We start from the raw sequence: 22,083 nt of genomic DNA on the forward strand, positions 1-22,083 counted from the left end.
GCATTGGAACCACCTGATCCCATCCCGAACTCAGCAGTGAAACGATGCATCGCCGATGGTAGTGTGGAGCTTCTCCATGTGAGAGTAGGTCATCGTCAAGATTCAAACCCAAGACCCCTGATCGCACTGCGATCGGGGGTTTTGCTTTTAGTAGAAGTCACCCGAATTCGCTGGAACGTTGTTATCAACGGATCGGCACACAGAATTTCTTGACGACCATAGAGCGCTGGAACCACCTGATCCCATCCCGAACTCAGCAGTGAAACGGTGCATCGCCGATGGTAGTGTGGAGCTTCTCCATGTGAGAGTAGGTCATCGTCAAGATTCAATTCCGAAACCCCTGATCGCTTTGCGGTCAGGGGTTTTGTTTTTGTGCAGGAAAAACTCAGGGCAACGGCTTGAGGCTCTCGACCACCCGGTCCCAGAACATCAAGGCTTCTTCATCCGACTTAAAATCGCTGCCCACTTCATGGGTCCCCAGCTCAAGCTCGATGGCCGGGCGGGTGTTGGACTTTAGAGTGCCTTTGTACTCCACCTGGAAGGTATAGAAGAGCTTCCCGTCGACCTTCGCCTTGATGGCCACTTCCTCCACCGGTATATCGCCAATCATTCGCTCGCGCTTTCGCAGTGTTCTGGTCCCGTTCGTGAGCTTGAACAGGCCATTGGTGAAGAAGTTTCCGGTTGGATTGTCAAAGCGCTCTATCAAGCTCTCTTCGTGCTCTACGATCCGTTGCGTCAGCAGGCTTACGAAAGTGCCTGGATGGGTAGCAATCTGTGCACCCATGAATATCCCTTCAATAGATTGCGTCGAGCCAATGGTCGAGTACCCCGATTCCAGGGCAAATGTACCTGGAGGCGGCGCATCCTGCGGTGACCTGAAAAAAACCGATTCGCTGACCCCTGCAAATTTTTTGATCGCACCCTCCAGCCCTTTGGCAGAAATCGCACGGGTGCCAAGCTGATAAAGCGTGTCATGTGAGGTCAGCAAGTAGGCCCTCAGCGTATAAAACTCCTTGAGCCTGGACACCACAAGCAGGCTGCCATTGCTCAGCTCAATTGTTCGTTCGTAGTTGCTGTTAGTCCCCCTTGCGATGCCTTTATTGAGCTCATCTATGTACGTCCCGACAAGCGTGTTGATCTCGGCTTTGCCCTTCTGACTGATGAGCTCAACATTCTCGTTGTAGAGTTTGTAATCAGCCAGGACCTCAGAGTCGATCGGCAGGTCCAGCTGAAATCGACCAAAGTAGTGTGTCCTCCACGCCTTGTCGTGCGCAGCAGCGGTTTCGGCAGGCTGGGCAAGGGCCACAGGCATCGTCATGGAAAAACCCCCAAGCATGCACACTGCGGTCACTCCAATGCCTTTGAGCAATCTTGTATTCATATCCGCTTCACGCTCTCAACCAGCTCATCCCAGAAGCGCAACGCCTCTTTATCGCTCTCAAATACAGCCCCCTTGTCGAGGGTACTCAGTTCAAGAACGGTGTAAGGCTCCATGCTTGATTCAGGCGTACCCGGGTACTCAAGACGAAAGGCGTAAACGGGTCTGCCCTCAACCTTGGTCTTGAGCAACAGCTCTTCAAACGGCAGCCCTGCAACCGTCCGCTTCGACTTTCTCAATACACGTGTGCCGGACAGCAAGTTCTTCAACGTGGGGGTCATTATCCCGAACGAGCGCTGTTCATAACGTGCGATCAGCCCCTCCTCCGGTTGACCTATCCGTTGCGTGTCGAAGGTCAAATGAATACCCGGCATCGATGAGACCGGCAGGCCGATCAACACCTGCTCTTCGAATGTATCGACCGGCAGGTTCATGTACCCCGCTTCAATCGCAAAGGTCCCGCTGGGCGGGCTCTGGGCAGGATTGCGATCATGGATCAAGGTGTTCAACTCCCTGGCGAGAGTAGTCGCCGAGTCCAGCCCTTTCAGCGAAATCGGCTCTACAACCTGCCGGTACAAGGTGTTGTTTGCCGTGAGGTAGTAGATATCAAAGCTGTAGCTCGTTGACTTGGACACCACGATGGCCCCGCCGCCCTCCAGCGGCACGGTCTGGTCGTAGGCCTCATAGCCAACCTTATGCAGTCTGTTGATTTCACTGATGACAGCGGGAAGACGGGTCGCCAGATCCTGTTTTCCATTATCGCTGACGCGCTCGATCTTCTTATCGACCACCTTGTACGCTGACCAGATACCCGCCCCGTCGGTAGGCACTTGCAACGTATAACGACCAAAATAGAAAGGGGTTTTCACCACGGGTATCTCGTCAGTGGCGCTTGCACTGCCGGCCAGTAAAGCCAGGATCAAAATACGGGTAGCCTGTAATAGCCGGAATGTTTTCAACGCTGAACACCTGTTGGACGCCTCGCCAGGCTAAATCGCACTGCATAGCCCCAAGTGGACATTGAATACCTCACGGTTGTTCAGCACCGCGCTTGTAACGACTGATCGCCGCCCTCTATGATCCTCGCGCTGAATGGAATGGAATGTACCAACCACGGGGATCATGCAGTGAGTCTTACAGCAATAGGGTCAATACTCATCCTGCTCCTGCTGCCCACAGCATCCTGGGCATTCGAGAGTCATACCTGCACCGAAACCTGGTACGAGACCAGCATCAGGGACTCGATCCACAATAAGCGTTCTGCTTACAAGATGAACGACTGTCCTGTACCCAAAGACAAAAAGATGGAGCTCAAGACCGGCTATCAAGTGATCGACGACCACGTGTATTGGGTTTCATCATCAAGCAAGCGTTACAGCCCCTGTCAGGGACAGGGTGTCGGTTCCCTGGGCCAGATAATCACCCCCACCTGTTATCTGCCCGCCATACTGCAAATCCATGAAAACGTCGAACAGCGTAATTACTGGCGCGTCACTGAAGACATTGCACACTTTCGTCCGGCCCGGTCAGGCCAGCCTGCATTGACGCCCGCGCAGCAAGACCGAGTCGATCTCTACGCCGTGGACCAGACCTCGGTGTACTACATCTCGGACAAGATTGAGGGTGCAGATCCCGAAACCTTCGAGGTGATATTTCCTTTTGAAGACGATGCGAAACTAAAGCGTTATGGAGTTTCCAGGGACAGCCAGCATCTCTTTATAGATGGCTATTCATTGCCCCTCATCGACCTGAGCAACGTGCAGTGGCTGGACTTGCCATGTACGGGCGATATCCAGTCGTGCCGATCCACCGAGTACGCCGCACCCATGATTGGCAAGGTCGGGCGCGATGTTCTGTATCTGGATAACCGTGCGCGTCCGACGGTGTTCCCGGGGCTGGCAACGTCGGATATCACCTGCTCACGAGAAGGCTTCAAGAACTATTGCGTGAGCGGCGACAAGCGCTATCTGATCGACTTCGGGGTCATGACCTCAGCCAGGCTCGTCGAGCAACCCGCTGAATAAGCCAGCCCCACCCGGCGCAAGCACCGGGTGGGGTTTGCCGATTACGCCATCATGCAAACAGGTTGCGCACATTGTTCATCGATGTATCGGCAAAGCCCTGTAAAAACGCCTCAAAGCCCGCCAGATCCTGCTCCGCACCGGCCAACGGATCAGCCACGATCGTCCAGGTCACCACGCTGGCCTGCGCGTCGACCGCCTCCACCGTCATCGACGCCCACAGATTGCTGACCGGCAAACTGGTGTGGATCAGGCTCCAGGTGATGTAGCGCGCCTGGTCATCGCGCGAGTTGAGTTGCTCGATGGCCACATTACCGTCCTTGAAGCGTTTGTGACGCACCGAGCCCGGACCCTGGCCAGTCACCTCGGTGCTTTCCAGGCCCGGCACGAAGGCCTGAAAGCCGCCAAAGTCGCCCGCCACGGCCCACACACGTTCGGCGGCGGCCGCAATCGGCACGCTGGACACCACGCGGCAGGCGCTGGCGTTGTGGATGCGGGTATCGGGTTGCAGCGTATTGAATACAGTCATGTCGTTCTCCGGTGTTTCAGGGGTTAGATAAAGTCGATTTCTTTCAGGTAGGCGCAGCCCTTGCTCAGCAGCGCCGGGGTTTTGCAGGGGTAGTGCGCGCCCATCTGGTGAATGCCCGCCAAGGCATTGCGGTACTCGATCATCGAGATGTCGCCGATGTCTTCCTGGAAGCCATCCAGATAAAAACCCAGCACACCGAACAGCGCGTTCTGGCTGTCGACCCGGTCAAGCTGCGTCTGCCACTGCGCGACGCTGACCAGCTCGAACTCGCGGCCCGCGTCGCGGAAGGCCTGCACATAGCGGTCCCAGCTCAATGGCTCGGGGTTATGCAGGTTGAACACCGCGCGGCCGGCCTGATAGCGGCTGGCATGAAAGCCGATGAAGCGCGCCAGGAAATCCACCGGCATCAAGTCGAAGTTGATCGCGAAATCCGGCACCTGGCCCAGTTGCAGCGAGCCCTTGAGCATCAGCATCAAGCGGTTCTTCTGCGGCTGGCAGACCCCGGTGACGCTGTTGAAGGCGATGTTGCCGGGACGGTAGACATTCACCTGCACACCCAGCGTGCGCGCCTGCTCCAGCACGCGCTCGGCGACCCATTTCGACAGGTTGTAGCCGTTCTTGATGTAGATCGGCGGGGTGGCCGCCGCCGGTTGCTCCAGCACGCTGCCATCGGCATCGATGGCACTGGACGCCGACAGCGTCGAGACGAAATTGAACACCTTCTTGCTGCGCCCTTCGCACAGCTTCAGGCATTCGAAAATCGGCGCTACGTTATCGCGGGCCAGCGCCTCATAGTCCTGCACGTGGTTGACGTTGGCGGCGTTATGCACCAGTGCGCCGAACTCGCGGTCCAGCCGCGCGTACACCGCCTCGCTCAGGCCCAGCTGTGGCTGGGTGACATCGCCCGCATGAATGCTGACCCGGCTCAGGTCCAGATGGCCCAGGCGGTTTTCCTGCCATGACTGGATAAACCGCTCGCGCGCCGTCACCCCATCGCCCTCGCGCACCAGACAAGCCACCTCGGTTGCGCCCCATTCCAGCAGCGCCTGCACGATGTGTACGCCGAGAAACCCATTGGCGCCGGTGACGATCACTTTATGCACATCGCCCATGGCGCTGATCGGCAGCACCGGCAAGTGCAACGCGGCGCTGGCATCGCGCAACGCTTGCGGGCTGACCGTCCAGCCTGAACCCTCATCGCTGCTCAGCAACCGCGCCAGGGTCTGGATACTCGGTGCCTCGATAAAGCGGTTGATGGGAATACTGCGCCCGAACCGCTCGCGCACCCCGAGCAACAGGCGCGACAGCAGAATCGAATGCCCGCCCAGATTGAAGAAGCTCTCGTCAGTGGAGATATCCCCAGGCGGCAGCTCCAGCAACTCGGCCCACAGCGCCAGCAGGTGTTGCTCCTGCTCGTTGTCGGGCTGCCTGCGGTTGGCGGGCCCGGCCACATTCAGCGGGATCTGCAACAGCGCCTGACGATCGACCTTGCCATTACTGGCAAACGGCAGGTGCGCCAGCACGCTGTACAGCGCCGGCTGCATATAGTCCGGCAGCAGGCGCTGCACATGGATCTTGAGGGTTTGCAGCGTCGTGGTCAGTTGCGCATCGTGGGGCTGGGCGACAAAGGCCAGAATCCGTCGCTGTGCGTCGACCACCACCGCCACCTGGCGAAACAATTGCGTGCCGCGCAGGCAGTGCTCGATCTCTTCGGGCTCGACCCGAAAGCCACGAATCTTCACCTGATTGTCACGCCGCCCGCCCAGCTCGATACCTTCCTCGGTCCACTTGCCCAGATCACCGGTGCGATAGGCGCGCAGCCGCTGGCCACCGGGCAACTGCAACTCGACATAGCGCTCGGCACTCAGTTGCGGATTGTTCACATAGCCCAGACCCACGCCGGGCCCTGCGATGTACAGCTCGCCCTGTACATGTTCAGCCACCGGCTGCAGGTGCTCGTCGAGAATCCACACTTGGCTGTTGGCGATCGGCCGGCCGAGATTACGGTTGCTGCTGCCCGCCTCGAACTGCCGGGCGGTGACCAGCACCGTGGTTTCGGTCGGCCCGTAGAGGTTATGAAACCGGCACTGGCCGGCCAGCCGCTCGATCACATACGGCTCGCAGACATCGCCGCCGGTCACCAGATGTGCCAGCCCCAGCGGCGCGTCCAGCGGCAACAGGCTCAGCAGCGCCGGCGGCAGAAAGGCATGGCTGATGCCCTGGCGCAGCAGGTCGAGTAATTGCAGCGGGTCGCGGCGCTGATCTTCATCGGCGACCACCAACTCGGCACCGCTGAGCCAGGTGGGGAAGATGTCGATCACCGATGAGTCAAAGCTCAAGGTCGAGAACTGCAACACCCGGCTCTGTGCGGACAACGCCACATAGTCGGCATACCAGGCAGTGAAATGGCTGAGGTTGTGCTGGCTGAGCAACACGCCCTTGGGCTGGCCGGTGGTGCCCGAGGTGTACAACGCCATGCACGGGCTGTCGCTGTCAGGCAGCACCCGTAGCAGCGACTGCTCGCTGGCCGTCACCGCGATGGCAGCGATATCCAGCGCCGCGAAGCCTGCGCCCGCCAAGGGATGGCCGCCATCGTGCAGCAGTAATACGGCGCCCGAGTTTTCCAGAATGTACTGCTGGCGTTGCAGCGGCAGGTTGGGGTCCAGCGGCAGATAAATCGCGCCGCTGCCCAGAATCGCCAACACACCGGCAAACAGCGCTGCCGACTTGGGCAGGCAGATCCCGACTACAGGCGCCGCCGTGTCCTGGCGCAGCGTGGCCAGCCGTGCCATCAGCCGTTGCTGGATAGCAACGGCCTGCGTCTGCAGTTGCCCATAGCTGCGCGTGTCCTTGCCCAGCGTCAGGGCCGGGCGCTCGGCAAAGGCTGCAAAGCTTTGCCCCAGACGCACGCTCAAGGGTGTCGCGGCCTGCTCCAGTAATGCTGCATCAGCGGTGTGATTGAGGCGATGCTGAAACAGCAGGCGATCCAGTGCCTGCAAGCCCTCCGGCCATTCACTTTGCGCCGCTGGCGCGTTGCCCAGGCTGGCGAAGCAGTCTGCATCGCGCGACAAGCGACTGACCTGCAAGGCCAGCAGATCCACCAGCGTTGCCACCGCAGCGTCGCGCAATTGCCGACCGTTGCCCGACGCTTGCTCCGGCTGCCACTGGCGTACGATCAGGCGCCGGTCATGCCAGACCAGCAATTCCAGGCGCGGCAGGTACGGCGCCACGCCGGTATTCAAGCCGACCCGCAGGCTCAGGCAATGGCTTGCCGCAAACGCTGCAAGCCGCTGGTCATCCAGCGCCAGGCTACCGTCGTCGATCAGCAGTTCAGGACGCTCAACCGGGCAGTCGCGCAAGGCCAGCGCATCGCTCAGGTGGTGCAACGAATGACCATGCTCCAGCAGCTCGCGGTGCAGTTCGGCAAGCACCTGGCTATGGCCGATCAGAATGATCTGCAGGCGTCTCATGCGAGCACCTCGCGGGCCGGCAAATAGTCGACCAGTGCCTGGCGCACGCACGGCGCCTCCAGCATCGTGCTGTTCCTGAAGAAGCGCACAATGTTGCCCACCAGCGGGTGATGGCTGTTGATCGGGAAACTCAACGCCAGGGTTTCAGCCTTCAGCGCCTGCCTGACGGTTTCGCTCACCGGCAAATGATCGATGAGGATAAAGTCGAAGCCGTTCTGAATTTCGTTGGTCAGGTACTGATTGATGAACACCGGCAGGATCTGCGCAATGGCCTCGCGATCCGGTTGCGGCGCGGTTTGCCAGTAGATGCGCACCAGCCGCGTCCAGAAGCCCGAGTGGCGGCCTTCGTCGAGCAGGTGGTCGGCCATCAGGCCCTTGACCGACTGCTTGACCGAATCGTCGCGGGCAAAGGCCGCCACATCGTTGGTCACGGTGTTTTCCGCAATCGACACGCAAATCAGTTCGACAGCGCTGCGCAAGTGTTCAGGCGCCAGCGCCAGCGCCGCCGGAATGGCCCGGCTCAGCTCGATCTCGGCGGGCAGCGCGATGGGTTCGATGCCGGTCAGGGCGATGGTCTGCTGCATGAAGTCCATCGCTACCAGGGCGTGATAATCCTCATCGACCACCACGCTCATGGCATCGAAGCGGCAGGCGAACGGGAAGCGGATCGCGAAGCGGTCCTTGGCGATGCTGCGCGCCGTCTTGTCGACGATCTCGGTCTCGAAGATCACCACATCGTTGATGAACTTGTAGAGGCTCTGGATCAGTGCGTAATCGCGCAACTGCGGGCATTCGCGGGTGAAGGTGTCGCTGAGCACCAGCGGCTGGCGGCTCAAGGGGTAGATCAGGCGTTCATCGTCCTCGACGATCCGCCGCGGGCGCGTGCGAATCGTCGCGCGGGCTTCCCAGGCATCGACAAACGACACGTAGTCTTCAGCTTTCATAGGGGCGTCCTTTCATACACAAGGGCTGGGCAGCGCGTCATGCGCTGGCCTGCATCAACGGGGCGTGCAGGCGCGCACGCAAGGTGTCCCACAGCGCAATGCGGCTCTCGACGGCGGCGATCGCCGCCTGGTAAACCTCACGTTCGCGCTGCTCGTCGCCGGCCACCAGGCGCGCCAGCAAATGCTCGGCCGCAGGGCCGTGATCTTCGGAGTCGACCTCGATATGCCGCTGCAGGTAATAGCGAAAGGTTGGTGCCTGCACCGTGCTGATCTCCCATTCATCAAGAAGGGTCTGGAACATCGCCGGAATCACACTTTCGCGGCCGTGCAGAAACGAAGCCGCCACGCTGTGCGCCGGTGCATGCAGCGCCGTGGCCAAGGTCTGGGTGACGAACAGTGAAGCGGCCGGGTCGGCATTGACCCGCTGCAATGCGGTGGCGTAATGCACGCCCTGGCGCTGCAACTCGATGAAGCGCTCGACCCGTGCGGTGCTGGCGCCGATCTCGCGCATCGCATCCAGATACAGCTCGAAGTGGCTGTAGTGACCATGCCCCGGCCGGTCGTCCGACTCTTCGCCGAGCACAATGTCATTGATCAGCCGGGCCGCTGCAGGATCGCGCGGCGGTAGCCAGGGCAATTGCGTGCAGGTCAGTTCCTGTTGCAGGCGTTTGGTCAGAGACATGAAGTCCCACACCGCAAAGACATGCGTCTCCATGAAACGCCGCAACACCGGCAGCGAATCGATTTCGGAAAAGACCGGGTGTTGGCTGAGTTCCTGTTTCTTACGTTCAAGTAGCGTTTTCTGACAAGTCATGGCGGTATCCCGGTAGTTGTAAAAGCGCCGGAAAGTTGCAACTCTGTATGCCTGTTTCGCACCGTTGACAACATTCCTTGTTTGTCGCAAACACCGTAACAACATGAATAAAAGGCGAGCGAAAGCCAACGTCTTTACACGTCGTTATTCAAGGCTTCTGCTTGTTTCATGGACTACATGACGCCTGTTGCCTGGCGTGTGCTGTCTGCTGTTCAGCCCGGTAATAGAGTGCTCGAAGTTTGTCGAAGCAGCTCTGCAACAGACTGCGAACAAAAGTTAAAACACTTGGAATGTGTCTCGCAATGTTTTTTTATATTATTTTAGTTGTTGTTTTTTCAGGTATGAGGGTGGCCGTATAAAACATTTATTTATGTTTTATAAGTGCGTAAGTGACCCTTTCAGCCAATAAAGGCCAAAATTTAATTAAATGAACGAATGCCTCGCTCAGCGTCACTTTCAAACTCGGGTTATCAAGGTTGTGATGGTCGTATGGGCAATAGCTGGATAACGCTTGCTATGGGGCTGCCCTGGGCAAGAACTCCTTTTCCTGTGTCGTTCAGATCGATGAACGCTGTCGTACGCCACGTCAGCATTTCAGGCGTGCCCCAACCGGTGTCATGCGCATGGCACAGATTGGGGTCACCGCGAGTTTGCCTCATTCATGGGGCAGGCCAAGCGGGTGGCGGGAGAAAACAAAAAGAAAGGCATGCGGCCAGCCCGGGCGATGTACCGGGCTGGCGAATGAGTCAACTCATGCGAGGCGAGGCTTTAACTCAGGCGAGGCTTTTCTTGCGCTGGCGCGGCGGCCGGGTTTCGGCAGCCTTGCTGGCCAGATAACGGGTAATGGCCTGAACGGCGCGATTGAGGTGGTGATGCAGGGCCGCAACGGTCTGCTCGACATCCCTGGCTTGCGCCAGGCGCAGCAGTTCCCAGTGGTCATCCTGGGCCAGCTTGCCCAGGCCCATGTCCGACAGATTGAAGCGCAAGAAGCGCTCTTCTTCGTTAAGGCCAGCCTCGACCAGGCGCATCAGGCGCTTGTTTGAGGTCTTGGCATACAGCGTCATGTGAAACATGCGGTTGAGGGTGCCGATGCGGCTGTAATCGGTCTCGATCTCCAGCGCTTCTATATAGCCACGCGCCTGTGCGTAGTCCTCCTCGTCGAGGAAGGGAATCGACAGGCGCAGCGCCTCGGACTCGAACAGGATACGCAAGGCGTAGGCTTCGACCGCATCCTCGGTAATCAGCGGCGCCACCACCGCGCCCTTGTGCAGCTCGACCCGCACCAACCCCTGCGCTTCAAGCTGGCGCAAGGCCTCGCGCACCGGCATGCGGCTGACGCCAAACTGCGTGGCCAGTTCCTGTTGCCTCAAGGCCGTGCCGCTGGGCAGGCGTCCATCGATGATGGCGCTGCGCAGCTTTTCCTCGATCACTGTCCTGGCAAGGTGTGCAGGAGGCTGCTCGTTGCCGAGCACCTCGTACAAAAAGGCTTCTCTATCGATCTTGCGCATCGCCATAAATCTTCATCAACCTGGCCGAATAGGATCCAATCAACAAGCGGTCTGCCAACAGACTAGCCAAAACTCATGCGATTGGTGAAAAAATACTGCATGGCCCGCATCAGGGCACCCATCAGCACCCCGCGCCGCCGTGGGGCGCGCGAAGCGAGACGCATTTTTCGTATTCGAGGGGCGTTCATCAACCCATTAGCGGCCTATTTTAATGTCGTTCGTCGGTCCGCCTGATATGAGCATTTACCTACACGACAGAAAAATCAGGCACATCGTGCGGGCCAGGCCCGCACGACAGGCCGATTCAGCGCAGCAAACGACCTGAAACGAAGTGCTGCACATCATTGAAGCCCGGCGTCGAGGCGTGGCCAGGAGTGACCAGCGAATCGATGAAGGCCTCGTCTTCGGCGGTGATCCGTACCTCAAGAGCCTTGAGATAGCCGTCCCACTGCTGTTCGGTACGCGGTCCGACAATGGCTGAGGTCACGGCCTTATTGTTCAGCACCCAGGCAATGGCAAACTCGACGATGCCGACACCCTTGTCGCGGGTGTATTCCTGAATGCGCTGGGCAATGCGCAGCGACTCCACGCGCCATTCGGTTTCCAGCAGGCGCTTGTCCTGCCGTCCGGCACGGCTGTCGCCGGCGGGCGCGATGTCCGGGTTGTATTTGCCGCTCAGCACGCCGCGTGCCAGCGGGCTGTAGGGCACCACGCCCAGACCATGAAACGCCGCGGCCGGGATCTGTTCAAGCTCGGCCTGACGGTTGACGATGTTATACAGCGGCTGGCTGATGACCGGTTTGTCGACCCCGAGGCGCTGGGCGACATTGACGATTTCTGCGATGCGCCAGCCACGGAAGTTCGACACGCCCCAATAACGGATCTTGCCCTGGCGAATCAGGTCGCCGATGGCCGACACCGTCACCTCCAGCGGCGTGTCGTGGTCTTCCTTGTGCAGGTAATAGAGGTCGACATAATCGGTGTCCAGCCGGCGCAGGCTGTTATCGATGGCATTGAAGATGTGCTTGCGGCTCAGGCCGGCACGGTTGGGAATGCCATCGCCGGGGCCCACGGCCACTTTGGTCGCCAGCACCCATTCACTGCGCCGTGCGGCAATCGCTTCACCGACAATCTCTTCGGAACGACCGCTGTTATACACATCGGCCGTATCAATGAAGTTCACTCCCTGATCCCACGCCTTGTCGATGATGCGCAGCGACTCCTCGGTGCCGGTCTGTTCGCCGAACATCATCGAGCCCAGCGTCAGGGTCGAAACCTTCAGGCCCGATTGGCCCAGTGTGCGATACGTCATGTTCAATACCTCCATGTCATTGAATGGGCACCTCTAAAAACTACCTGCGTTGTCATCGCTGCGTTAAAAACAGGCTCGGAATGCTCACTTACTCCAGTAAGCTCCGCTTCCTCGCCTGTTTTTGCCTTGCGCTGACTGCCTCGCCTACGTTTTTAGAGGCGCCCATGGGATTGCAGATGGGCGACGTTCAGGCCGGCAGGGCGGGCAAGCCCCACTGCGCCAGCGGTGATTCGCTTAACGCGCCCAGCACCAGGTCGGCGTGCCGGTAACGCTCGATCGGCATGTTCGCATCCGGGATGGCCACGGCATACATGCCGGCGGCCTTGGCGGCGGTGACGCCAAACGGCGAGTCTTCGAACACCAGGCAATCGGCAGGATCGACGCCCAGGCGCTCGGCCGCGATCAGGAAAATATCCGGCGCAGGCTTGGCGGCCGTCACTTGCGGGTCGTCGGCGGTGACCACGGTGTCGAACAGCTCGAACCAGGCCTTGTGGCGGGTGATCTTGGCGTGGAAATAGCGCACCGAAGAACTGGTGCCCACGGCGATGGGAATATTGTGCGCGGCCAGATGGCGCACCAGCGCTTCGGCACCGGGCATCGCCTGGGCGAGCGGGAAGCGCTCGTCGAGCAAGGGCTGGCGGACCTCGAGGAACTCATCCACCGACAGCGGCAAGTCCAGGGTCTCGATGATGTAGCCGGAAAAGTCCCGGGCGCCACGCCCGATGGTGTTCTGCTTGATGCTCCAGTCGAAGTGCTTGCCGTAACGCTGGGCAATCAGTTCGGTAACCTCGGTGTAGATCCCCTCGGTGTCCAGCAACAGACCATCCATATCGAAAATCACGGCCTTGATCGGCCGGCGGTCATCCTGCTGTGCACTCATGTGATCGGCCTCTGTGTCAGTCCGTGCCCAGCCTAACGTGTCCATCAAGACCCTGGCTACCCATCGGTAATGATCCAGTGAGTAATCATCTGTGTTGCAACGAAACGAACGGAAATGTGTCGAACCGCGCATTCAGGCCACGTCGCTGGGCCGTTTTGCGCCAGCAATGTTAATCTCCTGCGACTTTTCGCCCGGTCTTCATTGACCGGTCGTGGTCCCCGGCCAGGTGCAGGGAAGGCTATTTCAACCATCAGAACGGACATCTTCAGGTCGGACATGAATAAATCAGCAGGTATCGTTGCAGGCGTCATCATCGTAGTCGGCGCACTGGCCACCGGGGGCGCCTGGTACACCGGCCAGCAACTGCCCGGCGTGCTCAACGACACGCTTGCCAAGGGCAATCAGGAGCTGACCCAGGCATTCGCGGGTAGCGGCTACCAGGCCAACGTGGAACTGGAGTCGCTGGAAAGCGGCCTGTTCAGCAGCACCGCGCGCTATCGTTCGACCTTCCAGGCCAAGGACGAGAACGGCCAGGTACAAACGCTGGAACTGCACTTTGTCGACCATATCGAGCACGGCCCGCTGCCGCTGTCGCGCCTGACCTCGCTCAAACTGCTGCCGGTCATGGCCGTCAGCAATGGCGAGCTGGTAAAAACCAAAGACACCGAAAAATGGTTCGCCCTCAGCCAGGGCGTGGTGCCCTTCAAGAGCCAGGCCAGCATCGGCTATGACCGCGCTATCAACGGCACACTGACCGTTGCGCCGATGCAGATGAAAGAGGCCGACGGCGAGTTCAGCTTTTCGGGCCTGACCCTGCACAACGACATGTCGGGCGACGCCGAGAAAATCAAGGTCACCGGCAACATGGACAACCTGCAGCTCAACGTCCAGGCCGCCGAAGGCCCGGTCAGCATGCAACTCAAGGGCATGACCTTCGACACCGGTGGCACCAAGGGCAAGGCCGGTTTCTACCTGGGCCACAGCAACCTCAAATTCGAGCAGGTGAGCTTCCAGGCCGTGGGCCGCCCGGCGGTGCAGATCGATCAGTTCGTCAACACCAACCTGATGCAGGAAGAGGGCGACAAGCTTTCGGCGCAGATCAACTACGACATCGGCAAGATCGCCTACAGCGGCAAGGACATTGGGGCCGCGCACCTGGGCCTGCGTTTCGGCAATTTCGACATTGCCGCCACCAAGTCGCTGTATCAACTGTTCCAGCAGACCGTGGTGCCGCAACAGCAGGCCGCTGCCGCTGCCCAGCGTCCGCTGGAGAAGATCGAACTGAGCGCCGCCGACCAGGCCTTGCTGAACGCCGAGCTGGGCAAGCTGCTGGCCGGCAAGCCGCACATCGAACTGGAAAAACTCTCGCTGCGCACCGCCAATGGCGAAAGCCATGCACGCCTGAGCATCGACCTGACCGACCCGGGCTCGTTCGAGCAGGCGCCGGATGAACTGGTCAACAACAGCGTCGGTGCGGTCGACGCCCGCATCGTGCTGTCCAAGGCAATGATTCAGGACCTGGTGGGCCTGCAGGCCAACCTGCAAGGCATCACCGATGCCAAGGACATCACCGTGCAGGCCACCACCACCAGCGAAATGATCGGTTCCATGGCGTCTGCCCTGCAACTGGCCAAGGTCGAAGGCGACAACATCGTGACCACCCTGCAATACGGCAACGACAGCGTCGACTTCAACGGCCGCAAGATGAGCGTCGAAGAGTTCGCCGCCTTCGTCATGGCCAACACTGGCGCACTGGGCGCGCAGTAACGACGTTATTGGGGGCGTTGCGCGCCCCCTTCGCGCAACAACCCGCGAATCACCTCGATGCTCTGGTAATACACCGGCCAGTAATGATCGTTGTGGCAATACGGCCTGACCGCCAGGGTCACGCTGTCGGCGCCCAGGCTGGCCAGGTGCACATCCACCGGCGGTGTACTCAGCACATGCGGGATGGCCTTCAGTTGTTCGGTCAACCGGGCGATCACCGTCTGTTCGTCCACGCTCGCCGGCAGCGTGGCGCTGAGTTCCACACGGCGATAATCGTTGACCGAGTAATTGATGATGTTGCTCGAAAAGACCTTGTTGTTGGCCATCAGCACCCGCACGTTTTCAGCCGTGTCGAGTGATGTGGCGAACAGGCCGATCTCCTCCACCCGCCCACTGATCGTGTCCACCGCAATGAAGTCGCCGACCTTGAACGGGCGCAGCACGATGATGAACCCGCCCGCTGCCAGATTGGCCAGCAACCCTGACCAGGCCATGCCGATCGCCAGGCCCACTGCCGCCAGCAGCGCCGCAAAGCTGGTGGTCTCGATGCCGCAGTAACTGAGAATGGCCACCACCAGAATGATATTCAGGGTCACGGTGACAAACGACCTCAGGTAACGCAGCACCGTCGGGTCAAACCCTTCCCGGGTCAGCGAGCGTTGCAGCATCCTGACCAGCATGCCGATCGACCAGCGCCCGACAATCCACAGCAGCGCCGCCACTAGCAGCTTGAGGCCGACAGTGGCGCCGTATTGCAGCACCAGATTAAGCAGCGAATTGACCTTGTCGGTTCCGACATTGATGACATTCAACGCATCCATCAGGTAGCACCTCCGCAGGTAAGGCCACGCAGGCGCTCAACCCATGCTCATGCCACGCCTGTGCGACAGAACCCTCCATTGTGCAAAGGCGCAGGCCCTCGTCTACTGACAGTTTTGACAGGAGGCGAAGTGCCTTGCCCCTGTGCGCCACTCAAGCGCCTCAACAGTTGTCCCATCCATACCTCGCCATCGTCGCGGCTGGTATCGATCACGAACTCAGGGTTCAGCGGTGCCTCATAAGGGCTGTCGATGCCGGTGAAGTTGTGGATCCGGCCCTCCTGCACGGCGCGGTACAGACCCTTGGCATCGCGGCGTGCGCACTCGGCCAATGGCGTGCTGACATGCACTTCGATGAACGCACCGGTTGCCAGTTGCTGCCTGACCCGGTCCCGATCGGCCCGGAACGGCGAAATCGCCGAGACAATGACGATCAGCCCGGCGTCGACCATCAGCCGCGCCGCCTCGCCAATGCGTCGCACATTTTCATGACGGTCGGCGTCAGACATACCCAGGTCCTGGCACAACCCCTTGCGAACATGGTCGCCATCGAGCAGGTAACTGTGCAGGCCATGGGCGTGCAGGGTCTGGTCCAGGCGATTGCCGAGGGTCGATTTGCCGGCGCCCGACAAGCCGGTCAGCCAGACGCAGCAGGCCTGCTGTTGTTTCAGCGCCTGACGCATGGCGCGGTCGACCATCAGGGTCGGGGCGATCAAAAGCGGGCGGGGTTCATTCATACGAAAATAACTCGTAGTCGCGGGCATACACCTCACGCACCTTGCGCCGCGAGGCGGCAGAACAGGCCGTGCGCACGCTCGGCCCGGGCTCGGCCGAACGATTGATATGTTGCAGCTCGGCCTTCAAATGCAGGTGTGTGCACAGCGCCCGAAAGTCCGCCTCGAGGTTTTCATGACGGCCGATAAAGTCCACGTCGATACTGCCCATGGCGTTCTGCAGAAAATAATACTGCGGCGCAAAATGGATCTGCCGGGTGATATTTTCCGCGCACAGCCAATGGTCGACAAAGGCATCGAAACTGGCATATTTGCTGACCAGGTCAAAGGCCGCCTGATCCCGGCCCGGCCGCGACTTGAGCAAGTAGTTGTACGCCGACAAGGCCCTTTGTAACGGGTCGCGTACAAAACCGAACTTGAAGTAATGCCGGTAGCGTTCCTGAAACTGTTTTTCATACCAGTACAACGGCAAGTGCCCGGCAGGGTTATTGCCAAACAACGCCTTGGCGACACTGCTGCCGGCGCACTTGGGCACATGGATAAACAAGCACTCAAGGTTGTCGAACACTTCCGGAAAGCGGGACGTGCCGGACAATGTCTTGTTGACGACTTGCCGGTCAATGACCGGAAGACGATCGAGCAGCAGCTCGCGCTGACGCTTTGGAATAAGTTTCCATAGAAAGCGATTCATGTAACCAGACCTGTAGGTTGTCCATAAGCAGGAGCACGCAATCGTACAGGCCCTTTAAAAACCAAGTGTCAATTTTTCATTTAATTTACGTTAAGGTTTACTGAGTAGTTAAATGTTTATCCTCGGTAATAAAGTGGATACGTTCACTGCATTTCAATCGGCCTGGTCCGCGATAAACCCCAGCAGAGCCTGCTTCTCCTCGGCGTTCAAATGGTTGGCATGCTCGGCGCACGCCCGTGCATCTTCAAACTCTTTGTTCAAGGCATGCACAATCGCAATGTATTGCGGAATACCGTACTTATAGTCCCAGCTCAGGCCTTGGCCGAAGTTCTTGCGAATCATTGGGACTTTGGCGAGGCGCTCGTTGGACAAGGCATGAAGGTCGGTCAGCGTGCCGGCAAAGTTATCGAAGATTTTCAAATCCTTGATAAGCGTACCGAGTGACGTGTCATCGTCTTTATGAATGTCGAAATAATAATTGGTGTCCCGCGTGCTGTTGGCCGGCGTGAAGATTCTGAGGGTGCCCCACAGCGTTGCCGGGTTGACGTCAGGGGGTGAAAACAGACTCGCGCCGATTTCATTGACCCGTGGTATATCGATGAACACCCGCACGTCGACGGCGACGATGTTCTTCGGGTAACCGGCCGTTGACACGGTATAGGCAATTCGTATCTCGCACGGCCCCACCGCCTTCGCAAAAGAGGCGCGACTTTTATCGTAGCCATACCCCAGCGCTTGCAACGCCGTATTAATCTGGCCCTGAAGGGTCTTCTTGAATTCAGCCTTGGTTGTCATGTGTTTACACCTTCCTAAAATAGGCCGCCCGGCACTCTGTAATGCTGCATGCTGAAGTCGCTGGTAATTTTGTTCGATGACAGGCCCAGTTCTTTCATCATCGCATTCGCTTTAGGCCCACTAAGCTCGGCCCCTTGCGACAGTGTGGAGTGCTTCGCCGAGAACACGCCCGACGCTTTCTGATTTTTGGTCAGCCGTGCAAACGGCCCGGCCTTGGTTTCCAGCACCATGAATTTTTGCGTGGCTGGATTGTAGCCAACCAGATCCGCACGAATACGCGAGCCTTTAGGCCCGACACGCATGGTGATTTCTTCGCCCACTATCCTGTAGCCCTTGGACTCCAGGTAGTTTCGGCCCCGATGTTTGCCCCATTCGCCTTTCGTCGAACTCTTGAGTTTACGAAAGCCCTTCGGACACCAGCCCCACGGGTCTGCCCAGCCAAACGGGTTCGGTGCGTACTGGTACAGATTCAGGCCACCGGCCAGGCCAATCGGGTCCGGTGTGGTGAAGCGGCCGATGTCCGGGTCGTAAAACCGGAAGGTGTTGTAGTGCAGCCCGGTCTCGCGGTCCAGGTACTGGCCCTGAAACCTGAGGTTCTGCTCCTCGACATACCAGGCCTCGCGGGTTTCGCTCAGCGTGTTGCCCCACACCTGGTACTGCGCCTGCCACACGGTTTTGCCGGCGCTGTCGGTCAGTTGTGCGGGCAGGCCATTAGGGTCGTTGTGGTAGTAGCGAATGTGCTGTTGATCACCGACGCCATCCACACGCGCCAGCGGTTCATGGCTGTCCTCAACGTAGACATACAGGCTGCTCAGGCTGTTTTTCTGCTCCTGCAACAGGCGCATGCCGTCCCAGATAAACCGGGTCTCGCCGAGCAGGTGGCCGTGGCGGTCGTGTTCGGTCTTGGCAATGCGCCGGCCCAGCGGGTCGTACTGCATGCGCACCACGCTGCCGTTGTCGTTCTGCACTTCGACCAGTTGATGTTCGGCGTCATAGGCAAAGCGTTGCAGGCCATGGCGAGCGCTGCGCTTTTCCACGGTGCGGCCGAAAGCGTCGTAGCGGTAGCGTTTGTCCTGCCAGGTCAGCAACCGGTTGTGCCGCACAAAGCCTGCGCCCGAGAGCGGCCGGTCGAGCAGGTTGGCGGCCGCGTCCCAGGCAAAGGTTTCGCTCTGGCGGCCTGGGCTTTGCTGGCTGGCAGCAATGCGTCCGCTGGCGTCGTAATGCAGGTGCTGGCGCTGATCCTGTTGTGTCTGGCGATCGCGTTGCAGGCGGCCGATCAGGTTATCGGCCGGGTCGAAGTCGTACTGGCTTTCGCGCTGCGCGGGCAGTTGCGCAGCCCCTCGAACAGCCCCTTGGGTCGGGCGCCGCAAGCGTGCCCGCAACCGGCCGCTGCGGTCGTACTGGCTGGCAGTGCTGATCTGCCCTTGGGTCCTGAGTACTTCGCGGTGCAGGCGGTCGCGTTCGAAGTCACTGATCAAGCGGCCATCGAGATTGATCTGGTGCAAATGCCCGCTGCCGTAATACAGCTGGTTGAGCCAGCGGCCGTCCGGTGTTTGTGTGCGGATCAGATTGCCCAGTTCATCGTACTCATGGCGCAGGCTGCCGGCCGCGCTGCGTTCTTCCAGCAATTGACCGAGGGCGTCGTAGCGGAACTCAAGACCCTGTTGCTGCCCGCCGTGACCGGTAAACACAATGCTCGCCGGCAAATCCTGCGCGGTGTAGCGGTAGGCCGTCAGGCCGTCAGCCGTGGTTCTGGCAATCAGCCGCCCCAAGGCATCGCGCTCCATGCGCTGCACCAACGGTTGCGCACCGTCAGCCTGCGGCGCCGGGATATGCCTTTGTTCGATCAGCCGATCCGCCGCGTCATAGGCAAAACACTGCGCGCTGCGGTCCAGCGCCTGTTGCTCGATCAGCCGGTCGCCGGCGTCCCAGGCAAAGCGGTACGGCTCGCCATTTTCATTGCTCAGGGTCTGCAGGCGGCCATAGCGGTCGTAATCGAATTGCACCCGGTGGCCGAGCGGATCGAGGCGCTGTTGCACCTGGCCACGGCGGTTCCAGGCGTAGCGCGTGGCTTGCCCGGCCGGGTCGATGTAGCCGGTCAGCAGGCCGCTGCGCTCGCGCTGAAAGTGTTCCACGCGTCCATCCGCCTGCTCGATGCGCAGCAGGCGTCCGAGCACATCGTGCTCATGCACGGTACGCTCGCCGAGTGCGTCGGTGACGCTGTGCAGATGGCCGTGGCGGTCATAGGCGTAATCGGTCGGGTAGCCGGAGCAGTCGGTGTAGCGCAGCAACTGGCCGACCTCGTTCCAGTGCAACTGCTGGCGCTTGCCGCTGGCGTCGATGATCTCGATCACCTGGCCCTGCGCGTCATGGCGGTAGCGGGTCTCATGGCCGAGCGGGTCGATTTCCCGGGTGCAATTACCGCGTTGATCGTAGCGGTACTGCCACAGCCCGCCGGCCTTGTCGGTCTCGCTCAGCGGCAGCGACCAGTGCTCCAGCCAGCGCGTCGACTCGGTCTGGCCGAGCGGGTCGCGGGTCTCGCTGAGGTTGCCGGCGTCGTCATAGCTGAACTGCCACTGGCCGCCCAGCGGGTCGGTTGCACCCAGCCACTGGTCTTCGTCATTCCACGTGAATTGCCAGGTCTGGCCGAGGTTATCGGTGTACGCGGTGATCTGCCGGCGTGCATTCCAGCGCCGCTCGCTGACCCGTTGCAGGCCATCGGTGATGCGCGTCAGGCCGGCGTCCAGGTCATAGTCGAAGCGGTATTCGTCGCCCTCATCGGTCCAGTGCCGCACCACCCGCCATTCGCGGTCGTCGATCAGCGCCCAGTCATAAAAACAGCGCAGCCCGGTCGGCAACCGGTGCTCGACCATGCGCCGCCCGCTGTCGTAGGCGAAGCGCCGTTGAACCTGATCCAAGGCATCGGACACCTCGCTCAACTGGCCCTGAGCGTCGTAGTCATAGCGGGCCAGCAGCGTGCGTGATTCATCGGCATGCAGGCGCTCGATACGCTCCAGACGCTGCGGCCATTGCGCTGAATACAGCAGCGCCAGCCGCACATTATCCAGGCCGTCGCGCAGGCCGCTCAGGCGGCCCTGTTCGTCGTAGTCCAGGTGAATGCGGTTATCGTTGCGGTCGCTCAGCAGGCTCAGGCGCAACATCGATGCATCGAGCGGCGAGGGCTCGAACAGCCGATACAGCCCGTCCTCGCTTTCGATCAGCAACGGGCCGCGTGCATGCCGGCGCACGCTCAAGCCTTCACCGACACTGAACACCGCGCCGCCCAACGGGATGCTGCCCATGTCGATGCGCCGGCCCTGTTCGTCGGTGTAGACCAGCCGTTCGCCGCCTTCGGGGTGCGGCTCGATGGCGACACACACCTCGAAAGCCACACTCCAGCCCAGGCCGAACAAGGTGTTCTGGCGCTCATCGCGGCTGCTGTAGAAACGCTGCCACTCGATGGGCAGGATGCCGGGCAAGACAAAGTCCAGCTCATCGGCGCCGCTCAGAACCTTGGCGCCGGTGGCGGCATGCACCGGGTTGGGCGAGCCGCTCATGGCCCGGCCCAGGGCGCCGGTCGCTTCGCCGACGACAAAGCCGTTGACCATGCCCAGCGCCATGCACGGCAAGTTGCTGAGGAACTTGCCCTTGCTGCCCTTGAGCATCATCAGCACGCTGACCGCCAGGCCGACGCCGGGCGTCTTGCCGCTGCGGATCTCGCGCACGGTCAGCTTCTCGCCGCCGATGCGCACGTTCGACGAAATGGGCCCTGCCGACACCACCACCGCTTCGCACGTACTGCGGTCACCGCTGCGCACCGCCGGCTGGCCGTTGATGGTGACCTTGGCCGAGCCTTCGGCCAGGTACTGCGGCGGCATCGGCGGGTGCTTGGTGCACAGCACCAGGTCCTCGGGCAGCGGTTGCGCGCCGGGGGCGGGCGTGGCCACGGTAGGCCGCCACATCTGCGAGAAAAAGTTGCTGGCCATGTCGAGATAGCTGGCCTCGGGCGCAGCGCCGTCCTGCTCGACCAGCTCTACGCCCGGTGGCACCCAGCCGGCCGCGCGGGCGGCCAGCCGGTTATTGGTTTTGGTGTTCAGCGAGCCGGTGCTGATGGTCGCCTGAATGGTCGGCGGAAACAGGCCATTGCCGATGCTCTCGCATAATCGCGACAGGCCCGTGTCGGCACCGGTCTTGGCCATCACCACACCGACCACCAGCCCGACCACGGCACCGAGCAGGCACGCGCCGAGGCCGCCGGTGGCGACGGTAATGCCGGTGGCGGCCACCACCGCCGCCGTGGCCAGTGCGCCAATCGCGACCGTGGCGGCCACCTCCAGCACCCCGCCGACGATGTCGGCCATCATCGAGGTGTGTTCGAGACCGTCGCCCAGCCGGGCGGCCCAGATTGCGTCAGACACGCGC

At 60.4% G+C, this 22,083-nt stretch carries 16 protein-coding genes and 2 rRNA genes; 4 read left to right on the plus strand and 14 right to left on the minus strand.

Annotation, left to right across the window (positions count from 1 at the left end; translation table 11 throughout):
* Both rrf (ACYAS9_RS06055) and rrf (ACYAS9_RS06060) read left to right on the plus strand, forming a co-directional pair.
* Positions 1-101 (plus strand): 5S ribosomal RNA (gene rrf, locus ACYAS9_RS06055); the annotation flags it as partial.
* 107 nt (positions 102-208) lie between these two features.
* Positions 209-324 (plus strand): 5S ribosomal RNA (rrf, locus tag ACYAS9_RS06060).
* A 61-nt stretch (positions 325-385) separates the two neighbouring features.
* Here rrf (ACYAS9_RS06060) and ACYAS9_RS06065 read toward each other — a convergent pair.
* Positions 386-1,381 (minus strand): T6SS immunity protein Tli4 family protein, encoded by a 996-nt coding sequence (locus ACYAS9_RS06065; protein WP_463567421.1) that lies wholly within the window; start codon positions 1,379-1,381, stop codon positions 386-388.
* Positions 1,378-2,337, minus strand: a complete 960-nt coding sequence (locus ACYAS9_RS06070) for a T6SS immunity protein Tli4 family protein (RefSeq protein WP_463567422.1) — start codon at positions 2,335-2,337, stop codon at positions 1,378-1,380. The genes ACYAS9_RS06065 and ACYAS9_RS06070 overlap by 4 nt, the downstream gene beginning before the upstream one ends.
* A 345-nt stretch (positions 2,338-2,682) precedes the next feature.
* Here ACYAS9_RS06070 and ACYAS9_RS06075 point away from each other — a divergent pair, with 345 nt between their 5' ends.
* Entirely contained in the window at positions 2,683-3,402 is a 720-nt protein-coding gene (locus ACYAS9_RS06075; protein WP_463567423.1) for a DKNYY domain-containing protein, read from the plus strand.
* A gap of 49 nt (positions 3,403-3,451) precedes the next feature.
* On the opposite strand, the gene ACYAS9_RS06080 is transcribed toward ACYAS9_RS06075, so the two are convergent.
* The 7 genes from ACYAS9_RS06080 to ACYAS9_RS06110 form a co-directional block, all read right to left on the minus strand.
* Positions 3,452-3,928: an SRPBCC family protein gene (locus tag ACYAS9_RS06080; protein WP_463567424.1), complete on the minus strand. Its 477-nt coding sequence runs from the start codon at positions 3,926-3,928 to the stop codon at positions 3,452-3,454.
* 23 nt (positions 3,929-3,951) lie between these two features.
* Positions 3,952-7,398: an amino acid adenylation domain-containing protein gene (locus ACYAS9_RS06085; RefSeq protein ID WP_463567425.1), complete on the minus strand. Its 3,447-nt coding sequence runs from the start codon at positions 7,396-7,398 to the stop codon at positions 3,952-3,954.
* Positions 7,395-8,342 (minus strand): diiron oxygenase, encoded by a 948-nt coding sequence (locus tag ACYAS9_RS06090; RefSeq protein ID WP_463567426.1) that lies wholly within the window; start codon positions 8,340-8,342, stop codon positions 7,395-7,397. The genes ACYAS9_RS06085 and ACYAS9_RS06090 overlap by 4 nt, the downstream gene beginning before the upstream one ends.
* A gap of 37 nt (positions 8,343-8,379) precedes the next feature.
* Positions 8,380-9,156 (minus strand): DUF3050 domain-containing protein, encoded by a 777-nt coding sequence (locus ACYAS9_RS06095; RefSeq protein ID WP_463567427.1) that lies wholly within the window; start codon positions 9,154-9,156, stop codon positions 8,380-8,382.
* A gap of 773 nt (positions 9,157-9,929) precedes the next feature.
* Positions 9,930-10,664, minus strand: coding sequence for a GntR family transcriptional regulator (locus ACYAS9_RS06100; RefSeq protein WP_463567428.1), 735 nt, complete (start codon positions 10,662-10,664; stop codon positions 9,930-9,932).
* Positions 10,665-10,968: 304 nt separating this feature from the next.
* The gene (locus ACYAS9_RS06105) at positions 10,969-11,976 is read right to left on the minus strand and encodes an aldo/keto reductase (RefSeq protein WP_463567429.1); all 1,008 of its coding nucleotides are present in this window, start codon (positions 11,974-11,976) and stop codon (positions 10,969-10,971) included.
* 187 nt (positions 11,977-12,163) lie between these two features.
* Positions 12,164-12,856 carry an HAD-IA family hydrolase gene (locus ACYAS9_RS06110; RefSeq protein WP_463567430.1) on the minus strand — a complete coding sequence of 231 codons (693 nt, stop codon included), beginning with the start codon at positions 12,854-12,856 and terminating at the stop codon, positions 12,164-12,166.
* 276 nt (positions 12,857-13,132) lie between these two features.
* On the opposite strand from ACYAS9_RS06110, the gene ACYAS9_RS06115 reads away from it, so the two are divergent.
* Positions 13,133-14,623 (plus strand): YdgA family protein, encoded by a 1,491-nt coding sequence (locus ACYAS9_RS06115; RefSeq protein ID WP_463567431.1) that lies wholly within the window; start codon positions 13,133-13,135, stop codon positions 14,621-14,623.
* A 5-nt stretch (positions 14,624-14,628) separates the two neighbouring features.
* Here the strand turns inward: ACYAS9_RS06115 and ACYAS9_RS06120 are convergent, their stop codons facing one another.
* The 5 genes from ACYAS9_RS06120 to ACYAS9_RS06140 form a co-directional block, all read right to left on the minus strand.
* Positions 14,629-15,444: a mechanosensitive ion channel family protein gene (locus tag ACYAS9_RS06120; RefSeq protein ID WP_463567432.1), complete on the minus strand. Its 816-nt coding sequence runs from the start codon at positions 15,442-15,444 to the stop codon at positions 14,629-14,631.
* 47 nt (positions 15,445-15,491) lie between these two features.
* Positions 15,492-16,178, minus strand: a complete 687-nt coding sequence (gene cysC / locus ACYAS9_RS06125) for an adenylyl-sulfate kinase (protein ID WP_463567433.1) — start codon at positions 16,176-16,178, stop codon at positions 15,492-15,494.
* The gene (locus ACYAS9_RS06130; protein WP_463567434.1) at positions 16,171-16,866 is read right to left on the minus strand and encodes a sulfotransferase family 2 domain-containing protein; all 696 of its coding nucleotides are present in this window, start codon (positions 16,864-16,866) and stop codon (positions 16,171-16,173) included. The genes cysC and ACYAS9_RS06130 overlap by 8 nt, the downstream gene beginning before the upstream one ends.
* Positions 16,867-17,019: 153 nt before the next feature.
* Positions 17,020-17,661 (minus strand): hypothetical protein, encoded by a 642-nt coding sequence (locus tag ACYAS9_RS06135; protein ID WP_463567435.1) that lies wholly within the window; start codon positions 17,659-17,661, stop codon positions 17,020-17,022.
* A gap of 14 nt (positions 17,662-17,675) precedes the next feature.
* Positions 17,676-22,079, minus strand: a complete 4,404-nt coding sequence (locus ACYAS9_RS06140) for an RHS repeat-associated core domain-containing protein (protein WP_463567436.1) — start codon at positions 22,077-22,079, stop codon at positions 17,676-17,678.
* Between the last annotated feature and the right edge of the window lie 4 nt (positions 22,080-22,083).

This window comes from Pseudomonas sp. HP_08 (genome assembly GCF_055284095.1).